General features: G+C 62.6%; 16 protein-coding genes. 3 read left to right on the top strand and 13 right to left on the bottom strand.

What is annotated here, in order from left to right; all coding sequences use genetic code 11:
• Positions 1-14 precede the first annotated feature (14 nt).
• The 8 genes from I3J27_RS08485 to I3J27_RS08450 all read right to left on the bottom strand — a co-directional run bounded on the left by I3J27_RS08485 (position 15) and on the right by I3J27_RS08450 (position 7,529).
• Complete coding sequence (locus I3J27_RS08485; RefSeq protein WP_270167674.1) at positions 15-704, bottom strand: alpha/beta hydrolase; 690 nt, start codon at positions 702-704, stop codon at positions 15-17.
• A gap of 288 nt (positions 705-992) precedes the next feature.
• Complete coding sequence (locus tag I3J27_RS08480; protein WP_270167672.1) at positions 993-1,472, bottom strand: GNAT family N-acetyltransferase; 480 nt, start codon at positions 1,470-1,472, stop codon at positions 993-995.
• A 30-nt stretch (positions 1,473-1,502) separates the two neighbouring features.
• Positions 1,503-2,021: a GNAT family N-acetyltransferase gene (locus I3J27_RS08475; protein WP_270167670.1), complete on the bottom strand. Its 519-nt coding sequence runs from the start codon at positions 2,019-2,021 to the stop codon at positions 1,503-1,505.
• 121 nt (positions 2,022-2,142) lie between these two features.
• The gene (locus I3J27_RS08470; RefSeq protein ID WP_270167668.1) at positions 2,143-3,177 is read right to left on the bottom strand and encodes a glycosyltransferase family 2 protein; all 1,035 of its coding nucleotides are present in this window, start codon (positions 3,175-3,177) and stop codon (positions 2,143-2,145) included.
• Positions 3,167-4,777: a hypothetical protein gene (locus I3J27_RS08465; protein WP_270167666.1), complete on the bottom strand. Its 1,611-nt coding sequence runs from the start codon at positions 4,775-4,777 to the stop codon at positions 3,167-3,169. Before I3J27_RS08465 ends, I3J27_RS08470 begins: the two co-directional genes overlap by 11 nt.
• A gap of 105 nt (positions 4,778-4,882) precedes the next feature.
• The gene (locus I3J27_RS08460) at positions 4,883-5,818 is read right to left on the bottom strand and encodes a glycosyltransferase family 2 protein (RefSeq protein ID WP_270167664.1); all 936 of its coding nucleotides are present in this window, start codon (positions 5,816-5,818) and stop codon (positions 4,883-4,885) included.
• Between the two features lie 25 nt (positions 5,819-5,843).
• On the bottom strand, positions 5,844-6,980 hold the full coding sequence (locus I3J27_RS08455; protein WP_270167662.1) for a hypothetical protein: 1,137 nt from the start codon (positions 6,978-6,980) through the stop codon (positions 5,844-5,846).
• 57 nt (positions 6,981-7,037) lie between these two features.
• Complete coding sequence (locus I3J27_RS08450) at positions 7,038-7,529, bottom strand: NUDIX domain-containing protein (RefSeq protein WP_270167660.1); 492 nt, start codon at positions 7,527-7,529, stop codon at positions 7,038-7,040.
• A 129-nt stretch (positions 7,530-7,658) separates the two neighbouring features.
• On the opposite strand from I3J27_RS08450, the gene I3J27_RS08445 reads away from it, so the two are divergent.
• Complete coding sequence (locus I3J27_RS08445; RefSeq protein WP_270172632.1) at positions 7,659-8,540, top strand: metallophosphoesterase family protein; 882 nt, start codon at positions 7,659-7,661, stop codon at positions 8,538-8,540.
• Between the two features lie 105 nt (positions 8,541-8,645).
• Here the strand turns inward: I3J27_RS08445 and I3J27_RS08440 are convergent, their stop codons facing one another.
• Positions 8,646-9,029, bottom strand: coding sequence for a nuclear transport factor 2 family protein (locus tag I3J27_RS08440; protein WP_270167659.1), 384 nt, complete (start codon positions 9,027-9,029; stop codon positions 8,646-8,648).
• 267 nt (positions 9,030-9,296) lie between these two features.
• Between I3J27_RS08440 and I3J27_RS08435 the strand changes: the two genes are divergently transcribed.
• On the top strand, positions 9,297-9,644 hold the full coding sequence (locus I3J27_RS08435) for a DUF7677 family protein (RefSeq protein WP_270167657.1): 348 nt from the start codon (positions 9,297-9,299) through the stop codon (positions 9,642-9,644).
• 147 nt (positions 9,645-9,791) lie between these two features.
• On the opposite strand, the gene I3J27_RS08430 is transcribed toward I3J27_RS08435, so the two are convergent.
• The 3 genes from I3J27_RS08430 to I3J27_RS08420 form a co-directional block, all read right to left on the bottom strand.
• Positions 9,792-10,346 carry a hypothetical protein gene (locus I3J27_RS08430; RefSeq protein ID WP_270167655.1) on the bottom strand — a complete coding sequence of 185 codons (555 nt, stop codon included), beginning with the start codon at positions 10,344-10,346 and terminating at the stop codon, positions 9,792-9,794.
• 190 nt (positions 10,347-10,536) lie between these two features.
• Positions 10,537-10,743 (bottom strand): DUF4170 domain-containing protein, encoded by a 207-nt coding sequence (locus tag I3J27_RS08425; RefSeq protein ID WP_270167653.1) that lies wholly within the window; start codon positions 10,741-10,743, stop codon positions 10,537-10,539.
• 27 nt (positions 10,744-10,770) lie between these two features.
• Positions 10,771-12,405, bottom strand: coding sequence for an isocitrate lyase (locus I3J27_RS08420; protein ID WP_270167651.1), 1,635 nt, complete (start codon positions 12,403-12,405; stop codon positions 10,771-10,773).
• A 234-nt stretch (positions 12,406-12,639) separates the two neighbouring features.
• On the opposite strand from I3J27_RS08420, the gene I3J27_RS08415 reads away from it, so the two are divergent.
• A complete protein-coding gene (locus I3J27_RS08415) occupies positions 12,640-14,085 on the top strand; it encodes a helix-turn-helix domain-containing protein (protein WP_270167649.1) in 1,446 nt (481 codons plus the stop codon).
• A gap of 173 nt (positions 14,086-14,258) precedes the next feature.
• On the opposite strand, the gene I3J27_RS08410 is transcribed toward I3J27_RS08415, so the two are convergent.
• Positions 14,259-14,552, bottom strand: coding sequence for an antibiotic biosynthesis monooxygenase (locus tag I3J27_RS08410; protein ID WP_014497428.1), 294 nt, complete (start codon positions 14,550-14,552; stop codon positions 14,259-14,261).
• Positions 14,553-14,671 lie beyond the last annotated feature (119 nt).

The raw sequence follows: 14,671 nt of genomic DNA, 5'->3' as shown, positions 1-14,671 counted from the left end.
GACCAGCGCCGCCACTAGTCTTTGATGGAGCCGGCGGCGTTTGCGATGAATTCGGACACGACCTCGGGCTGGGACAGCATCGGCACGTGCGAGCTCTGGAGCACGAGCGTCTCGGCGCCCATGCGGCTCGCCGAGTCGCGCTCTACATCAGGCGGAATGGTCTCATCGCGGGCTGCGACGATGTACCACGACTTCTTCGAGCGCCACGCCGCCGTCGAGATCTTGTCGCCGAAGCACCTGACCGCCAGCGGGCCCTGCGTTGCGTAGACGATGTCGGCTTCGTCGGTCGGAATGTCCTGCACGAAGTGCTTGCGTACGCCTTCCTGCGTCAACGCCACATAGCCTTCGCCGTAGGGCCTGATCTCGGCTGCGCCGGGGGCCGGCTTGTAGGGCTTCCACCAGGCGTCGAACGACTGACCGCTGTCCGGCGCGCCGGCCGCGATATAGACGAGACCTTTGACCTTGGGATGATTGCCGGCCTCGGTGATGACGGCGCCGCCCCAGGAGTGCCCGGCCATCAGCACCGGGCCGTCCTGCATGTCGACGACGCGGTGAACGGCGACGACGTCGTCGGCAAGGGAGCTGAGGGGGTTCTGAACCGCGACAGCCTTTAAGCCCCGCTTGGTGAGAAGAGGAATGACCTTGGCCCAGCACGAGCCATCCGCAAAAGCTCCGTGCACGAGCACGACGGTTTTGATTGCCATGATAGGCCTCCTTGTTTGTTCGCGTTGAATGGGCCGGACTGGGCGTCTCTCGCCGAGTCACCCGGCCGCGCTCATCGTCAGGTCCTGTTGCGCCGCCGTCATCTCCATCAGTGAAGCAACGATTGTTGCCTGCGAGGCAATATCGTTTGAGCTTCATCGGCAAGCCGATGCAAGCCAAGCGCGAAGCATTTTCGTGCGAAGAGACAAAAGGGATTGGAAAAAGAAGGGGCGCGTCGTGGCCTGGATGGCCAGCTCCACACCGTCATTGCGAGGTGAAGCGGCAAGCGCTCACGTTGAGCGCGTCAGCCGCTTCTCGAAGCGCCATTGATCGACGGGGAAAGGCCCGTTCGAGGTCTCCGACAGCATCACGAAGGTGCCGGCGTTGTGCCAACCGCTCTTCTCGTAGAACCGCGCGGCGCGCATGTTGCCGACCGCGCATGCGAGCCACGCCAGCTCGACGCCGCATGCGGCGAGCCGTGCTTCCGCATCGGCGATCAGCGCCGCAGCTACGCCCGCGCCGTGCGCCTGGGACGCCACGAAGAGCTGGTACAATTCGTCACTCCTGATGGCGCAGAAGCCGAGCGGCGCACCGGGGCCGACGACGCTGATATTGGGAAGCATGACCGCGAGCCGGTCGCGAAAGCTCGGGAGCGTGCGGAGACGGACCAGTTCGGGCGGCGCCAGCGAGGCATGCGAGCCATGCCAGGCACCGTGCCACAGCTGCGCGAGATGATCGATCTCACCGGCATCAGCGGGCCGCACCTGCATTGTCGAGACTCCGTATGAGAGCGTGGTAGCCTACCCTGCCCGCGCCTTGCTCCAGTCCGGGCCGACCTGCCCCGACACGCCCTCGAAGGCGCCGTCGACGAGCTCGAACACCAGGATGCGCGCGGCATCGACCGGGCCCGGCATGGTGACGCGGCCCTTGGCGACCTGCTTGAATCCGACGCGGCTGTAATAGGGCTCGTCGCCGACCAGCAGCACGATGGCATGGCCCTTTGCCTTGGCGTCTTTCAGCGCGCGCTCCATCAGGAGACGGCCGATCCCGCGATCACGGAACGGCGGCTCGACCGTGAGCGGCCCGAGCAGCAGGGCCGGCGTCTCCCCGACCAGGATTGGCAATTGCCTGACCGAGCCGACCAGCAGCGTGCCGATGCGGGCCGTAAAGGACAATTCGAGCAGGTGGTCGACGTGCTCGCGGATGCGGTAGGCGCTGAGCACGAAGCGGCCGGGGCCGAAGGTACGTTCGTGCAGCCGTTCGATCGCCTGGGCGTCGCCGGCAGCTTCGGGAAGGATGGTGAGCGAGAGATCGGTCATGTTGCAAAACGGGATAGCATCTCGGAAGGCCGCGGTCTATCGGTGAGCGGCCCCCGCGCCTTGTCGCTCAGAATTGCCGCGAACGGTGCCGGCCTCGGCGCGAGCCACGACAGCCATGAGACTAACTCGACGGCGACGTGGAATCGCCGGGCAGATCACGCTCCCCGGCACTTCGCCTGATTTCGTCGATGATAAAGAGCGGCCTCTCCTTTGTCGCCAAATACGTTCGCCCGACATATTCTCCGATGATACTGAGCGCGACCAGCTGAAAGAACGACGCGGTGGCGATGATGATCATGAGGCTCGTCCAGCCCGGTATCACGCGTCCGTAGAGCCACTCATAAAGCGAATAGAGAATAACGACGCAGAGAACGACGAGCATTGCGAGCGCCGCAAGCGAAGCGAAACGCAATAATATCATCGAATAGCCAAGGAACGCATCGATCGCAAATGATATCATCTTCGCCAATGGATACTTGGAATCTCCGGCAAATCGTTCCTGACGATCGTATTCGAAGGGCGCCTGCCTGAAGCCGACAGACGCGACCATTCCCCTGATGAAACGATCGCGTTCGGGCATACGCGCAATAATGTCCGCAACACGCCTCGAAATGAGACGGAAATCTCCGGTGTCGACCGGAATGGTGACATCCGTGGCCTCCCTCAGGAGACGGTAGAAGATCGAGGCTGTCGCGCGCTTGAACCGCCCTTCACCAACCCGGCTTTTTCGCTTGCCGTAGACAACGTCGGCATCGGTCTCCTTCATGTGTCGAAGCATCGGCTTCAACAATTCAGGCGGATCCTGCAGATCGGCGTCCAGCACGAAGACCACGGTGCCGTTGACCGCTGACAACCCGGCCGTAAGAGCAATCTGATGCCCGAAGTTGCGAGACAACCTGATCCCGATCACGTCGCTATGCGCGTCCATCTCGTTGAGAATGGCTCGCCAGGTACCGTCCGCCGATCCGTCGTCGACGAGAACGATTTCGTATCGTTCACCCACCGCGTCGCTCGCGGCGCTGCGACACCGGGCGAGCAACTCACGAATGCCGGCCTCTTCGTTGAAACACGGAACCACGATCGAGACGAACTCGTCGGACTTGGACTCGCGTGAGACCTGCATCGCTTTCAACCCCAGACGATCGTTAATTGCCATCGATCTTGAATGTTGCACAACCCGAATCCGGGGGGCCATACAAGCCGATGCTCAGGCATCCCTTGGACAAACCCGATGAAATCGTCCGCAAAGGAACGAGCTGACCATCTCCGGTCGTCTCCAGCTCGGACAGGCTCTTCTGAAGGCCATCATAGAGCGCACCGCGGGCATTCGGGTCGGGATGGAAATGCAATGAGAGGGTGTTGGTCACCCCCAGAGCTCTCAGGTAACTCGGCAATGCAAAGACACCCTCGTAAGCCGCCGGCCCGTAGGCATCGAGGATGATCGGGTGATCCGGCGCATTTCTTGCGGCAAGTGCTGCGCGACGAACCTCGTCGAAGAAGGCGCTGGTGACTTCGATGTTCTTCCTGACCGCCGTCGCGATCGGCAAGCGCGTACCTACAGTCGACGTCATCATTGCAAACACAATGAAGATAGCGACGTAAAACTGAACGAGACGAACGACACTTTCCGGATGGCGATCGCGAAGCCGGCGAAAGACTTCACAGATGAGCAGGCATCCCGTCAGCGGAACCAGCAGCATCGCGGGAAAGTCGTATCGCGAATTGTGCGGGAACGACATGCGGTAGAGCGCACATTGTGCGGCGTACATCACGATCAGAAATGCGTAGACGGAAAATCCGGTCCACGAGCTCGCGATCCACTCCCTCAAAGTCTTCGTGGGAACCAACTTCAGGAGCTGCATGGAAGCGAGAGGGAGGATCCATATCCACCACGTACGCGCGAAGGCATCGAACAGCCCGACGACCCCAAAGATCAGCGTCGCACCAGGGCCGACGGATTTCGCATTGTAATCGACGCCGCCGGCCGCTCTCAGCTCCTTTGATACGACCCAGCCAATTGCCCCTACCCAGGCGACAGTCAACAGCGCCAGCACGGCCATCAGGTAAACAGGGAGTTTTTTCTTCACGGCCGCGAGGGCGAACACAAGCGCAGGGCCGGCCAGCGCGAGCGGCAAGAACGTCTCCTTCAGGCCGGCGAGCACCATTGCCGCAGCCGTCATCGAGATGGCACCGCCGTTCCTGACCCAGGATCGCTCTCCGAATAAGACCGCATCCGCGGCAAGGACCATGAGTCCGACCGAAGCCGCACCGAATATCTCCGACGGTCCGAGTCGGGCAAAGATATGGGCCCATAATGGTTGCAAGGCGACGTACGCGACCAGCGCGCCTCCCAACCACAAGTCGACGAAGCGCGAGGTTATTCGCCAGAGGGCGCCCAGAAACAGCGCGAAGCAAACCGTGTTGACGAAATACCAAAGATGAACGTTGGCACCAAACAGCCACGCCTCGACAACCTTGAGAAAATAGAAAGTGGGACGAAACCGTCCGACGTGCTGACCAACCTCGGTCTTGTTGATGAGCGTGCTCCAGATATCGGACGCGGATAGGTGCAGGTTCTGCCCGAGGAACAGAAACACCTCGGAGTCGTCGACGATCCCCCAATTGGCCGACTGAACTTGCCTGCCGATCAGCAGGTATGAAAACAGGAAAGAGAAACCAAGGATAACGAATAGGTCGACCGCGCGATTCTTCGGAACGAGAAGCCGGTCCAGAAGCGCTGACATACGAATGTTCATGCGTGAAATTCTCATCGAAACAAATCAAATAAAGTGCACGGGCCGTCACTTCCATCTCAAGTCCAGGCGCGGTCCACTGCCGCGGCGCGTCCGGGCACGGCAGGTTCAGTCCCTTCTGAGCGACGGCTGGGACAGGTAGGCGAGCATCTTCGTCTCACGCCGGCCACGTGTCACGGTGTCGAGCACCAAGCCCGAGGAGGCCGCGAGCAGGGCCGTGATCATCAGCCCCATGGACAGGACGGCAGTGGGCAGGCGCGGCACCAGACCGGTCTCGATGAAGGTGATCACGATTGGGACGGCAAGGATAACCGACACCGCTGCAAGGAGGCCCCCGATCGCCAGGAAGAAGCGCAACGGCTTTTCCGAGCGATAGAGCTTCAACATGGTACCCAGGATGCAGAAGCCGTCGCGCCATGTGTTGAGCTTGGAGAAGGAGCCCTGGGGGCGCTCGTAGTAGGGCGTCTTGACTTCGGCGACCGGAAGCGAAAGTTCGAGCGCATAGACCGCGAGCTCGGTCTCGATCTCGAAGCCATCGGACAGCACCGGAAAGGATTTGACGAAACGGCGCGAGAACACGCGATAGCCGGACAGGATGTCCTCGAACTCGTGTCCGAAGGTCCACGCCAGGAATTGCGTCAGCATCCGGTTTCCGGCGCGGTGACCACGGCGGTAAGCCGCCTGCGATTGATCGACGCGAAGGCCGACGACCATGTCCAAATGGTCGTCGAGCAGCGCATCGATCATGCGCGGCGCGCTTGGCGCATCATAGGTCGCATCGCCGTCGACGAGCACGTAGATGTCCGCCTCGACATCGGCAAACATGCGGCGCACCACATGGCCTTTGCCCTGCCGGCGCTCGCTGCGCACGATGGCCCCCGCCTCACGCGCAACAACCACCGTGCGATCCGTCGAATTGTTGTCATAGACGTAGAGTTCGGCCGTGGGCAACGCCTTGCGGAAATCGGCAACGACGGTCGCAACCGCCGCCTCCTCATTGTAGCAAGGCACCAGCACCGCAATGCGAAGCTGCGACCGCGTCATTGCCCAGCCCCCGTCGCCTGCCCATTCACGCTGCACGCCCCGCCCTCGCCATCTGCGCGGGCGGAACACGCTTCGCGGCTTCCTCCGACTGCATCAGCAGACCAAACGACACGCTCCACAAGGAGAGCATCGCGATCGGCACGACGTAGTAGGGCGTGAAGACGGGGTGGCTCAGGAAGAAGATCAGATTGACCAGCAGATTGCCGGCGACGACAAGGGCGACGTGGCGCGCGCCGCCCTTTCCCATCCGCAACAGCCACGCGGTCGAGCCGATCGCCAGCACGATCAGGACCAACTGCGTGTCTCCAAGGTACTGGCCGAGCACCTCAATGTTGAATTCGGGCGGGGCGACATCGCCGGCGCCATAGGTGGTCGCGACAGGGCTGCCGGCATTGATCGCATTGGCGATCAGCGTCGGCGCCATGCCCGCGACGAACGCAACGCCAAACACGAGGCCTCGGACAAATGTCGCGCCGTTGCGCAACTGCAGGAACGTGATGCCGAGGTACAGGACGTAGCCCGCAACGAGGAACAGGTTTGGCAACCTGAGATTGACCGACAATCCGAGCAGGAGGCCGATCAGAATGACCGGCCGCAGATCACGCTCACGCCTGGTCAGCCACAGCGCGGTCAGATAGCCCGTCATCGCGCAGATCACCATGGTCGGCGCGATTGAATAGCTGGCCTTTGCCGGATTGATCATGAGGTAGTTCACGAGCGCGCCGAAGAGGCCTGCGCACAATGCCGCGGGAAGTGATTCAGCAAGGAAGATGCCGAACAGTGCGAGGCTGCACACGATCAGGTTGGCGATGACATAGAGGGGTGCCACCTGATGTCCCTCCGGAAACAGCGCGAGCAGAAAGCCGGTGCCCGGCGGATATTGCAGCACGAGCTTGCCGCTTGGCTGCGAGGTATGGCACGGCGGCGCATTCACGTCGGGGTAGTTGATCTCCTTCAACTTGCGTTCCATGAAGTGGTCGTCATTCCGCGAAATATCGGTGTCCAGTCCACCCAGGCCGAAACGCTGGAACAGATGGGCCTGACGCAGATAGCAGAGGTCATCATTGACGCCGCGCGCCTCGGTCCACCGGGACATCATCAAAATGTTGCTGGCAAGAATCAGCAGGCAAATCAGGCAAAAGGCAAATTTGAGGATCTTCATCCGGTCTCCGTGGCGTCCGGCCGGGGCGTGAGCGCAACCTACTAGCACAGATCGCCCTCACCGCCACGTCGCGATCGGCGGCTTGCCGTCCAGCACTTCCGCGATCCGCAGCCGCGTGCCGGGCGTCGTCCCCTCGGGCAGCGCCGTGACCGCGAAGAACCCGCATTCGACGATCTCGTAATTGGGCTCGGGCGGGCGATCCTGCCTGAACTGCCTGACCACGTAGACCGCGACATGGTCGCGGCGGGAGACGTGGCTGTTGAGGAAGATGCCGTGCAGCACCGCCTCGGCGGTGAGATCGATGTCCCCCTCCTCCTTGAGCTCGCGCCGCATCGCCTGCTCCATGGTCTCGCCGAGATCGACGCCGCCGCCGGGCAGATACCAGCCGGCGACGTAGCTGTGCCTGACCAAGAATACCCTGTTCTCGGAGTCCAGAACCACGGCGCGGACGCCGAGCGTCATGCCGCGGACGAGCAGGAACCAGGCGTGGAAGATCCGCCGCAGCAGCGGCTCGAATCTCCGTCGGACGCTGTTCAGACGATTCCCCATCAGGCTCCCAAGAGAACTTCCAAGCCCCTCCCAAGAGGCCCTGTCCGGGCCCCGCTTGCACAGTCCTCGCGACCTTGCCATTACAGCGGACGAATAGCGAGGCAATCGCGCGCCATGACTCACAACACGCTGGCCCCCTTCACGCTCGCCCATCTGTCCGACCCGCATCTGCCGCCGTTGCCGAAGCCGCGGCTGATCGAGCTCGCCGGCAAGCGCGCGCTCGGCTACGTCAACTGGACGCGCAACCGCCACAAATACCAACGCCGCGAGGTGCTCGACGCGCTCGTCGCCGACATGAAGGCGCAGGCGCCCGACCATATCGCGGTCACAGGCGATCTCGTCAATCTGGCGCTGGAGGCCGAGTTCGCGCCTGCCCGCGCCTGGCTCGACGGCGTCGGCCCGCCCGACCGCGTCACCACGATTCCCGGCAATCACGACGCCTATGTCCAGGCCACCTCTCACCGCTTCGGCGAGAGCTTTGCGCCCTATCTTGCGGGCGACGACGGCCGCATCGGCTTTCCGTCCCTGCGCCGGCGCGGGCCGCTGGCGCTGATCAGCCTGTCCACGGCGGTGCCGACCCTGCCGCTGATGGCGACGGGCACGCTCGGCCGCGATCAGCTCGCAGCCCTCGCGCAGGTCCTCGACCGTCTCGCTGCCGAGGACGTCTTCCGCGTGCTGCTGGTGCATCATCCCTTGAAGTCCGATGCGCGCCAGAAGCGGATGACTGACTCCGCCGATCTGCTGGCGCTGCTCAAGCGCCACGGCGTCGAGCTGATCCTGCACGGGCACGACCACATTCATTCGACGATGTGGTTCGAGGGCCCCAACGGCAACATTCCCGCGCTCGGCGTGCCGTCGGCCTCCGCGCTCGCGCACGGCCGCTACCCGGCGGCGGCGTATAATCTGTTCACGATCGAAAAGGACAATGCCGGCTGGCGCTGCGAGCAGACGGTGCGGGGACTCGGATCCGGGTTTCAGATCCGGCAGATCAAGCATGCGAGGTTGATTTAGGGCGCGTACGGACATCGTTGAAGGTCGCCGATGGGCCAACAACGGACTTTGGAACGGCGCCGTTGTAGAATCCAAAGAGCGCGGCACGATGATCTTCAGTTGGCGTCAGAATATCCCGTTTGCGTTTGCGGAGTGCTCGGGAAGGGTTTGCAGCACATCCCAGTGCTCGACGATCCTGCCATCGTCATCAAGTCGGAAAATGTCCATTCCGGCGTAGTCTTTGTCGCCGGGCCAATGCTGGAAGCAATGGAGGACGACGTATGCGCCTTCGGCGATCACACGCTTAAATTCAACGGTTTTGCCGGGATATTCGCGAGCCATCCGCTCGAAATAATCAATGAAGCCCTGCTTGCCCGTGGCGACGTGAGGGTTGTGCTGAACATATTCGGCCCCGACGTAGCGCTCTACCGCTTCGCGTGGCTGACATTTGTTGAACATCAGATCATAAAATTCGACCACGTTCTGCTTGTTGGCTGCCAAGTTGGCCATGAGCCGCTCCGATCTACTATCGTTGAGCAAGCACGGAAAGATCGGGCCGGCTGGGAGCATCGTCAAGGGACTATATTTTCAACTGCATCAAATCAATGGAATGTCTGCGTTGGGTCAGGAGCGCCCTTCAACGCAACCATCTATAACGCCCGGTCTCCCGCAGACAGCCGACATGGGGGCGGCCCGTTTGTTGTTCAGCCGAGGGCCAACAGACGACATCGGAGGCTTAGCCTGATATGAGAGGCGACTTTATTGTGAGGGGCGTGAATGGCCAGACTTGGAGATTCGGTTAGCGGCGCGCTCCGTACACTCGGCTTCTGGCTGGCAAACGGAAGTGTTGGTTATCCGCTTCTAGAGGGTTTCGATTATTCCTGCATATTCCGAGAACCATCGGCGCTCGAAGCAGCCATGGCTATTTACGCCAACGTCCTTCGCATGGATGAATCCGGTCAGGAGCTGAACGCCAGAGCCGCAGAGAGACGGGCCGCCCAGTGGATTCGCACCTACGTCGATCCGACATACGTAGTCGATCCGCCATTTGAAAGCTGGGAAGTTGCCCTACATGAGCCTCCGGGCCGTACCGACAAAGACCCTGACGCAGCTTTAAGCCACTGATCGCGGCCGTCGCTTTCACCGGATGTCCGCTCAGGGTTACAAGCAGGAATGCTCTTGCCTATCAGAAGATTTCCGCTCGGCCCTCAGGAGCCGACATGCTTTTATGAGTACACGGGCTAGTTCAACGCAATGACGATGGAAAAACCGTCACCAGCTCTGCAGCGCCGCCAGCACGGCAACGCCGAACAGCGCGGCGGCGCCGAGCACAAATCCGAACACGAACGGCCAGACGCGCGAGCGGCGCGGCGGCGGCGCGGCCTCGGGCTTCGGCTCGGGCAGGACCACCATCGCATGCTCGCGCTCGATCATGCGGCGCGCGACATAGTCGGTGACGGCCTCGACGATCGCGGCGGTGTCGTGCGATTCGGCGAGCACGATGCGGCCGAAGCGGGTGTCCTGGACGAAGCGATACATCCGCTTGTCGCGTCCCATCATGATGTGGGCGACGACATCGATCCAGAGTCGCGGCGTATCGCCCTGGCTGACGCCGCGGTCGAACAGGTCGATCTTGTCGGGCACCTGCGCGAACAGGGGATCGAGCGCGTCGTTGAGGATCTCCAGCCGCGCCACCTCGGCATCCCTGAGGTCGACCACCACGCCGGTACGGTCCGCGGCCTCGATCCGTGCGCGCAACAGCGCGTCGCGCAGCCGCACCGGGCGCGGCTGGCTGGGATGGGTCCCGCTGGTCTCGGGCTCTGACATTGTCGGCCTTGTCCTCGACTATCCGCCATTAACCTATCAGCAACCAATCCTCCCGCAAAGGGACCACAATTCCAGAGACTTAACCTGCCCACAGCCGGCTCGCCTGTGCCAAAAACAGACGGTCCCACCCGGCTTGCGCCGGATGGGACCATCCGTCCTTGGACGTTTCTTGATTAAAGGAGGCTAGCCGTCAGGCCGAGACCCGCGAGGGCTCCTCGACGATCGAGAAGCGGACGCCGGCCTTGTGGCGGCTCTCTTCCGACACTTCCTTCCAGCAGTCCTCGGCTTCCTTGCGGGACTTGAAGGGGCCTCGAACCTGGGCCGAGCCTTCCACCAGCTTGTGGAAGTTCATCGAACCGAACTCGCCGCCGATCACCCAGAAATTGCTGTTGGTCATTGTCGCTCTCCTCTCAAGCGTTCTGCGTTAGCCGAACTGGTTCATCGTGTTGTGGGCGCCGCCCGCCTTGAGGGCGGCCTCGCCGGCGAAGTACTCCTTGTGGTCGTCGCCGATGTCGGAGCCGGCCATGTTCTGGTGCTTGGCGCAGGCGATGCCCTGACGGATCTCGGCGCGCTGGACGTTCTTCACGTAGCCGAGCATGCCCTGCTCGCCGAAATATTCGCGTGCGAGATTGTCGGTGGACAGAGCGGCCGTGTGATAGGTCGGCAGCGTGATCAGGTGGTGGAAGATGCCGGCGCGCTTGGCCGAATCGGCCTGGAAGGTACGGATGCGCTCGTCGGCTTCGAGAGCCAGCGGCGTATCGTCGTATTCCGGCTTCATCAGCTCGGCACGGTTGTACTTGCTGACGTCCTTGCCGGCTTCCTTCATCGCGTCGTAGACCTGCCAACGGAAGTTGAGGGTCCAGTTGAACGACGGCGAGTTGTTGTAGGCCAGCTTCGCGTTCGGAACCACCTTGCGGATGCGGTCGACCATCTTGGCGATCTGCTCGATATGCGGCTTCTCGGTCTCGATCCAGAGCAGGTCCGCGCCGTTCTGCAGCGAGGTGATGCTGTCGAGCACGCAGCGGTCTTCGCCGGTGCCGGGACGGAACTGGTAGAGGTTGGAGGGCAGCCGCTTCGGGCGCATCATCTTGCCGTTGCGGTTGATGATGACGTCACCGTTGCGGGCGTTCTCCGCCGTGATTTCCTCGCAATCCAGGAAGCTGTTGTACTGGTCGCCGAGGTCGCCGGGCTTGTGGCTCACGGCGATCTGCTGCGTCAGGCCGGCACCGAGCGAGTCGGTGCGGGTCACGATGATTCCGTCTTCGATGCCGAGCTCGAGGAAGGCGTGGCGGCAGGCACGGATCTTCGCCAGGAAGACCTCGTGCGGCACGGTGACCTTGCCGTCCTGGTGGCCGCACTGCTTCTCGTCCGAGACCTGGTTCTCGATCTGGAGCGCGCAGGCGCCCGCCTCGATCATCTTCTTGGCGAGCAGATAGGTCGCCTCGGCGTTGCCGAAGCCCGCGTCGATGTCGGCGATGACGGGGACGACATGGGTCTGGAAGTTGTCGATCTTCTCGATCAGCTCCTTCTCACGGGTCTTGTCGCCTTCCTTGCGCGCCTTATCGAGGGCGCGGAAGATGTCGTTCAGTTCGCGCGAATCGGCCTGACGCAGGAAGGTGTAGAGCTCCTCGATCAGGGCCGGCACTGAGGTCTTCTCGTGCATCGACTGGTCGGGCAGCGGGCCGAACTCGGAGCGCAGCGCCGCGATCATCCAGCCCGAGAGATACAGGTAGGTCCGGTCGGTCTTGCCGCCGAAGTGCTTCTTGACCGAGATCAGCTTCTGCTGGGCGATGAAGCCGTGCCAGCAGCCCAGCGACTGGGTGTACTTGGTCGGGTCGTTGTCATAGGCCGCCATGTCGGCCCGCATCAGCGCCGCGGTGTAGCGGGCGACGTCGAGACCGGTCTTGAAGCGGTTCTGGAGGCGCATGCGTGCGACAGCCTCGGCCGACACGCCATTCCAGGTCGGCTGGGTCTCGAGAAGCGCCTGGGCCGCCTTGATCTCGTCCTGATACGAGGCCGGACCCTGGAGGGTGCTGATGCCGCGGGGCTGATAGTTCATGTGCTCGATCCTTTCGCGGATGGCAAAGCCTAGGCCTTGTCATCGACATTTTTGACAGTGCATTGCGAAATGCGTGTCATGAGATAAACGCGAGAAAGGGAAGTTCGTACAGAGGGCTTGTATTTGAATGGTGATGTCATGTAACATCGGAACATGTAATAGATGTAATTTTGTAAATTTTGTAATATATATAGGTCAATAAGACTGTCATTGATGCCCACGGAGATCTGAGAAATGGCCGCCGAGTCCGGGAAGAAACTGTTCGTCGGCCCGCGCTTCCGGCGGATCCGGCAGCAATTGGGGCTGTCGCAGACCCAGATCGCCGAGGGGCTCGGGATCTCGCCGAGCTACGTCAACCTGATCGAACGGAACCAGCGCCCGGTGACCGCGCAGATCCTGCTGCGGCTGGCCGAGACCTATGACCTCGATTTGCGTGACCTCGCCACCGCCGACGAGGACCGCTTCTTCGCCGAGCTGAACGAGATCTTCTCCGACCCCCTGTTCCGCCAGATCGACGTTCCCAAGCAGGAACTGCGCGACCTTGCCGAGCTCTGCCCCGGCGTCACCCACGCCCTGCAGCGGCTCTACGCGGCCTACGCCGAGGCGCGCCAGGGCGAGACCCTGGCCGCAGCACAAATGGCCGACCGCGACGTCGGCACGCGCTATGAGGCCAATCCGGTCGAGCGCGTGCGTGAGCTGATCGAGGCCAATCGCAACTATTTTCCAGAGCTCGAGCAGGCCGCGGAGACACTGCGCGACGAGCTGAACGTGCCCGCCGAAGGGCTTTACGCGGCGCTCGCCGCGCGGCTGCGCGAAAAGCATTCGATCCAGACCCGCATCATGCCGGTCGACGTGATGCGCGAGACGCTGCGGCGGTTCGACCGCCACCGCCGCCAGCTCCTGATCTCCGAGCTGGTCGATCCGCCCGGCCGCGCGTTCCAGCTCGCCTTCCAGCTGGGCTTAGGTGAATGCGCGCAAGCCCTGGAGACCATCATCGGCCGCGCCGGCCCGCTCGACGATGCGCCGCGGCGGCTGTTCCGCATCACGCTCGGCAATTACTTTGCAGCAGCCGTGATGATGCCCTACCCGGCGTTCCTGGCCGCCGCCGAGGCGCTCAACTACGACATCCACGTGCTGGCGCAGCGCTTCAATTCCGGCTTCGAGCAGGTCTGCCATCGCCTCACCACGCTGCAGCGGCCGAACGCGCGCGGCATTCCGTTCTTCCTGCTCCGCGTCGACAATGCCGGCAACGTCTCCAAGCGCTTCTCCTCCGGCACCTTCCCATTCTCGAAATTCGGCGGCACCTGTCCGTTGTGGAACGTGCACTCGACCTTCGACACGCCAGACCGTCTGCTCAAGCAGGTGATCGAGCTCTCCGACGGCACGCGCTATTTCTCGATCGCGCAGATGGTGCGCCGGCCGGTCGCGCCGCATCCGCTGCCGCAGCCGCGCTTCGCCATCGGCCTCGGCTGCGAGATCCGCCACGCCGCACGCCTGACCTACGCCGCCGGCCTGGACCTCGAGAAAACCGAGGGCACACCGATCGGCGTCAACTGCCGCCTCTGCGAGCGCGAAAACTGCGCCCAGCGCGCCGAGCCGCCGATCACCCGCACGCTGATTTTGGACGAGACGACGAGAAGGGTGTCGAGTTTCGCGTTCTCGAATGCGCGGGAGTTGTGAGGGGCGGCGCTCGTTTGGCGAAAGGCGCACACCACGCTCACAGCTGTCATGCCCCGCGAAAGCGGGGCATCCAGTACGCCGCGGCCCAACAGTTCAATCACAACCGTCACGGAGTACTGGATCGCCCGGTCAAGCCGGGCGATGACAGTTGAATCTGTGGCGGCAGCTGAAGCTCACGCCAGCGTATGCACGATCACCGGCCCCGCCGCCGCGCTCGCATGCCCGGCGAGCAGCGGGCCCAGATCCTTCTCGATCCAGGCGATCGCGCGCCGGTTCGCCTCCTCGGCCTGCTCGAACTTGTCGAAGATCGAGATCGCGGTCACCGTGTCGTCGCCGGCATAGACGACGTAATAAGCGCGGAAGCCGTCGACGTCGCTGATGATCGGAACGGCGCCGTCCTTGATGCGCCGCGCCAGCTCTTCCGCGCTCCCGCTTTTCGCCTTGGCCTGACGGATGGCGGCATACATGGCATCCTCCCTTCCGACTCGTGATGTGGGGCCTGGTGCCCGGAGCGGATGTTACGCCGAAGCGCGCCGCCAATCCACGCTTGGTTAACCCGTCCCTAATCCATCAAGGCGATCTGCAA

It is taken from the genome of Bradyrhizobium xenonodulans (genome assembly GCF_027594865.1).
Classification (GTDB): domain Bacteria; phylum Pseudomonadota; class Alphaproteobacteria; order Rhizobiales; family Xanthobacteraceae; genus Bradyrhizobium; species Bradyrhizobium xenonodulans.
Note: the sequence above shows the minus strand (reverse complement) of the source record. Positions and strands in the feature narration are given on the sequence as shown.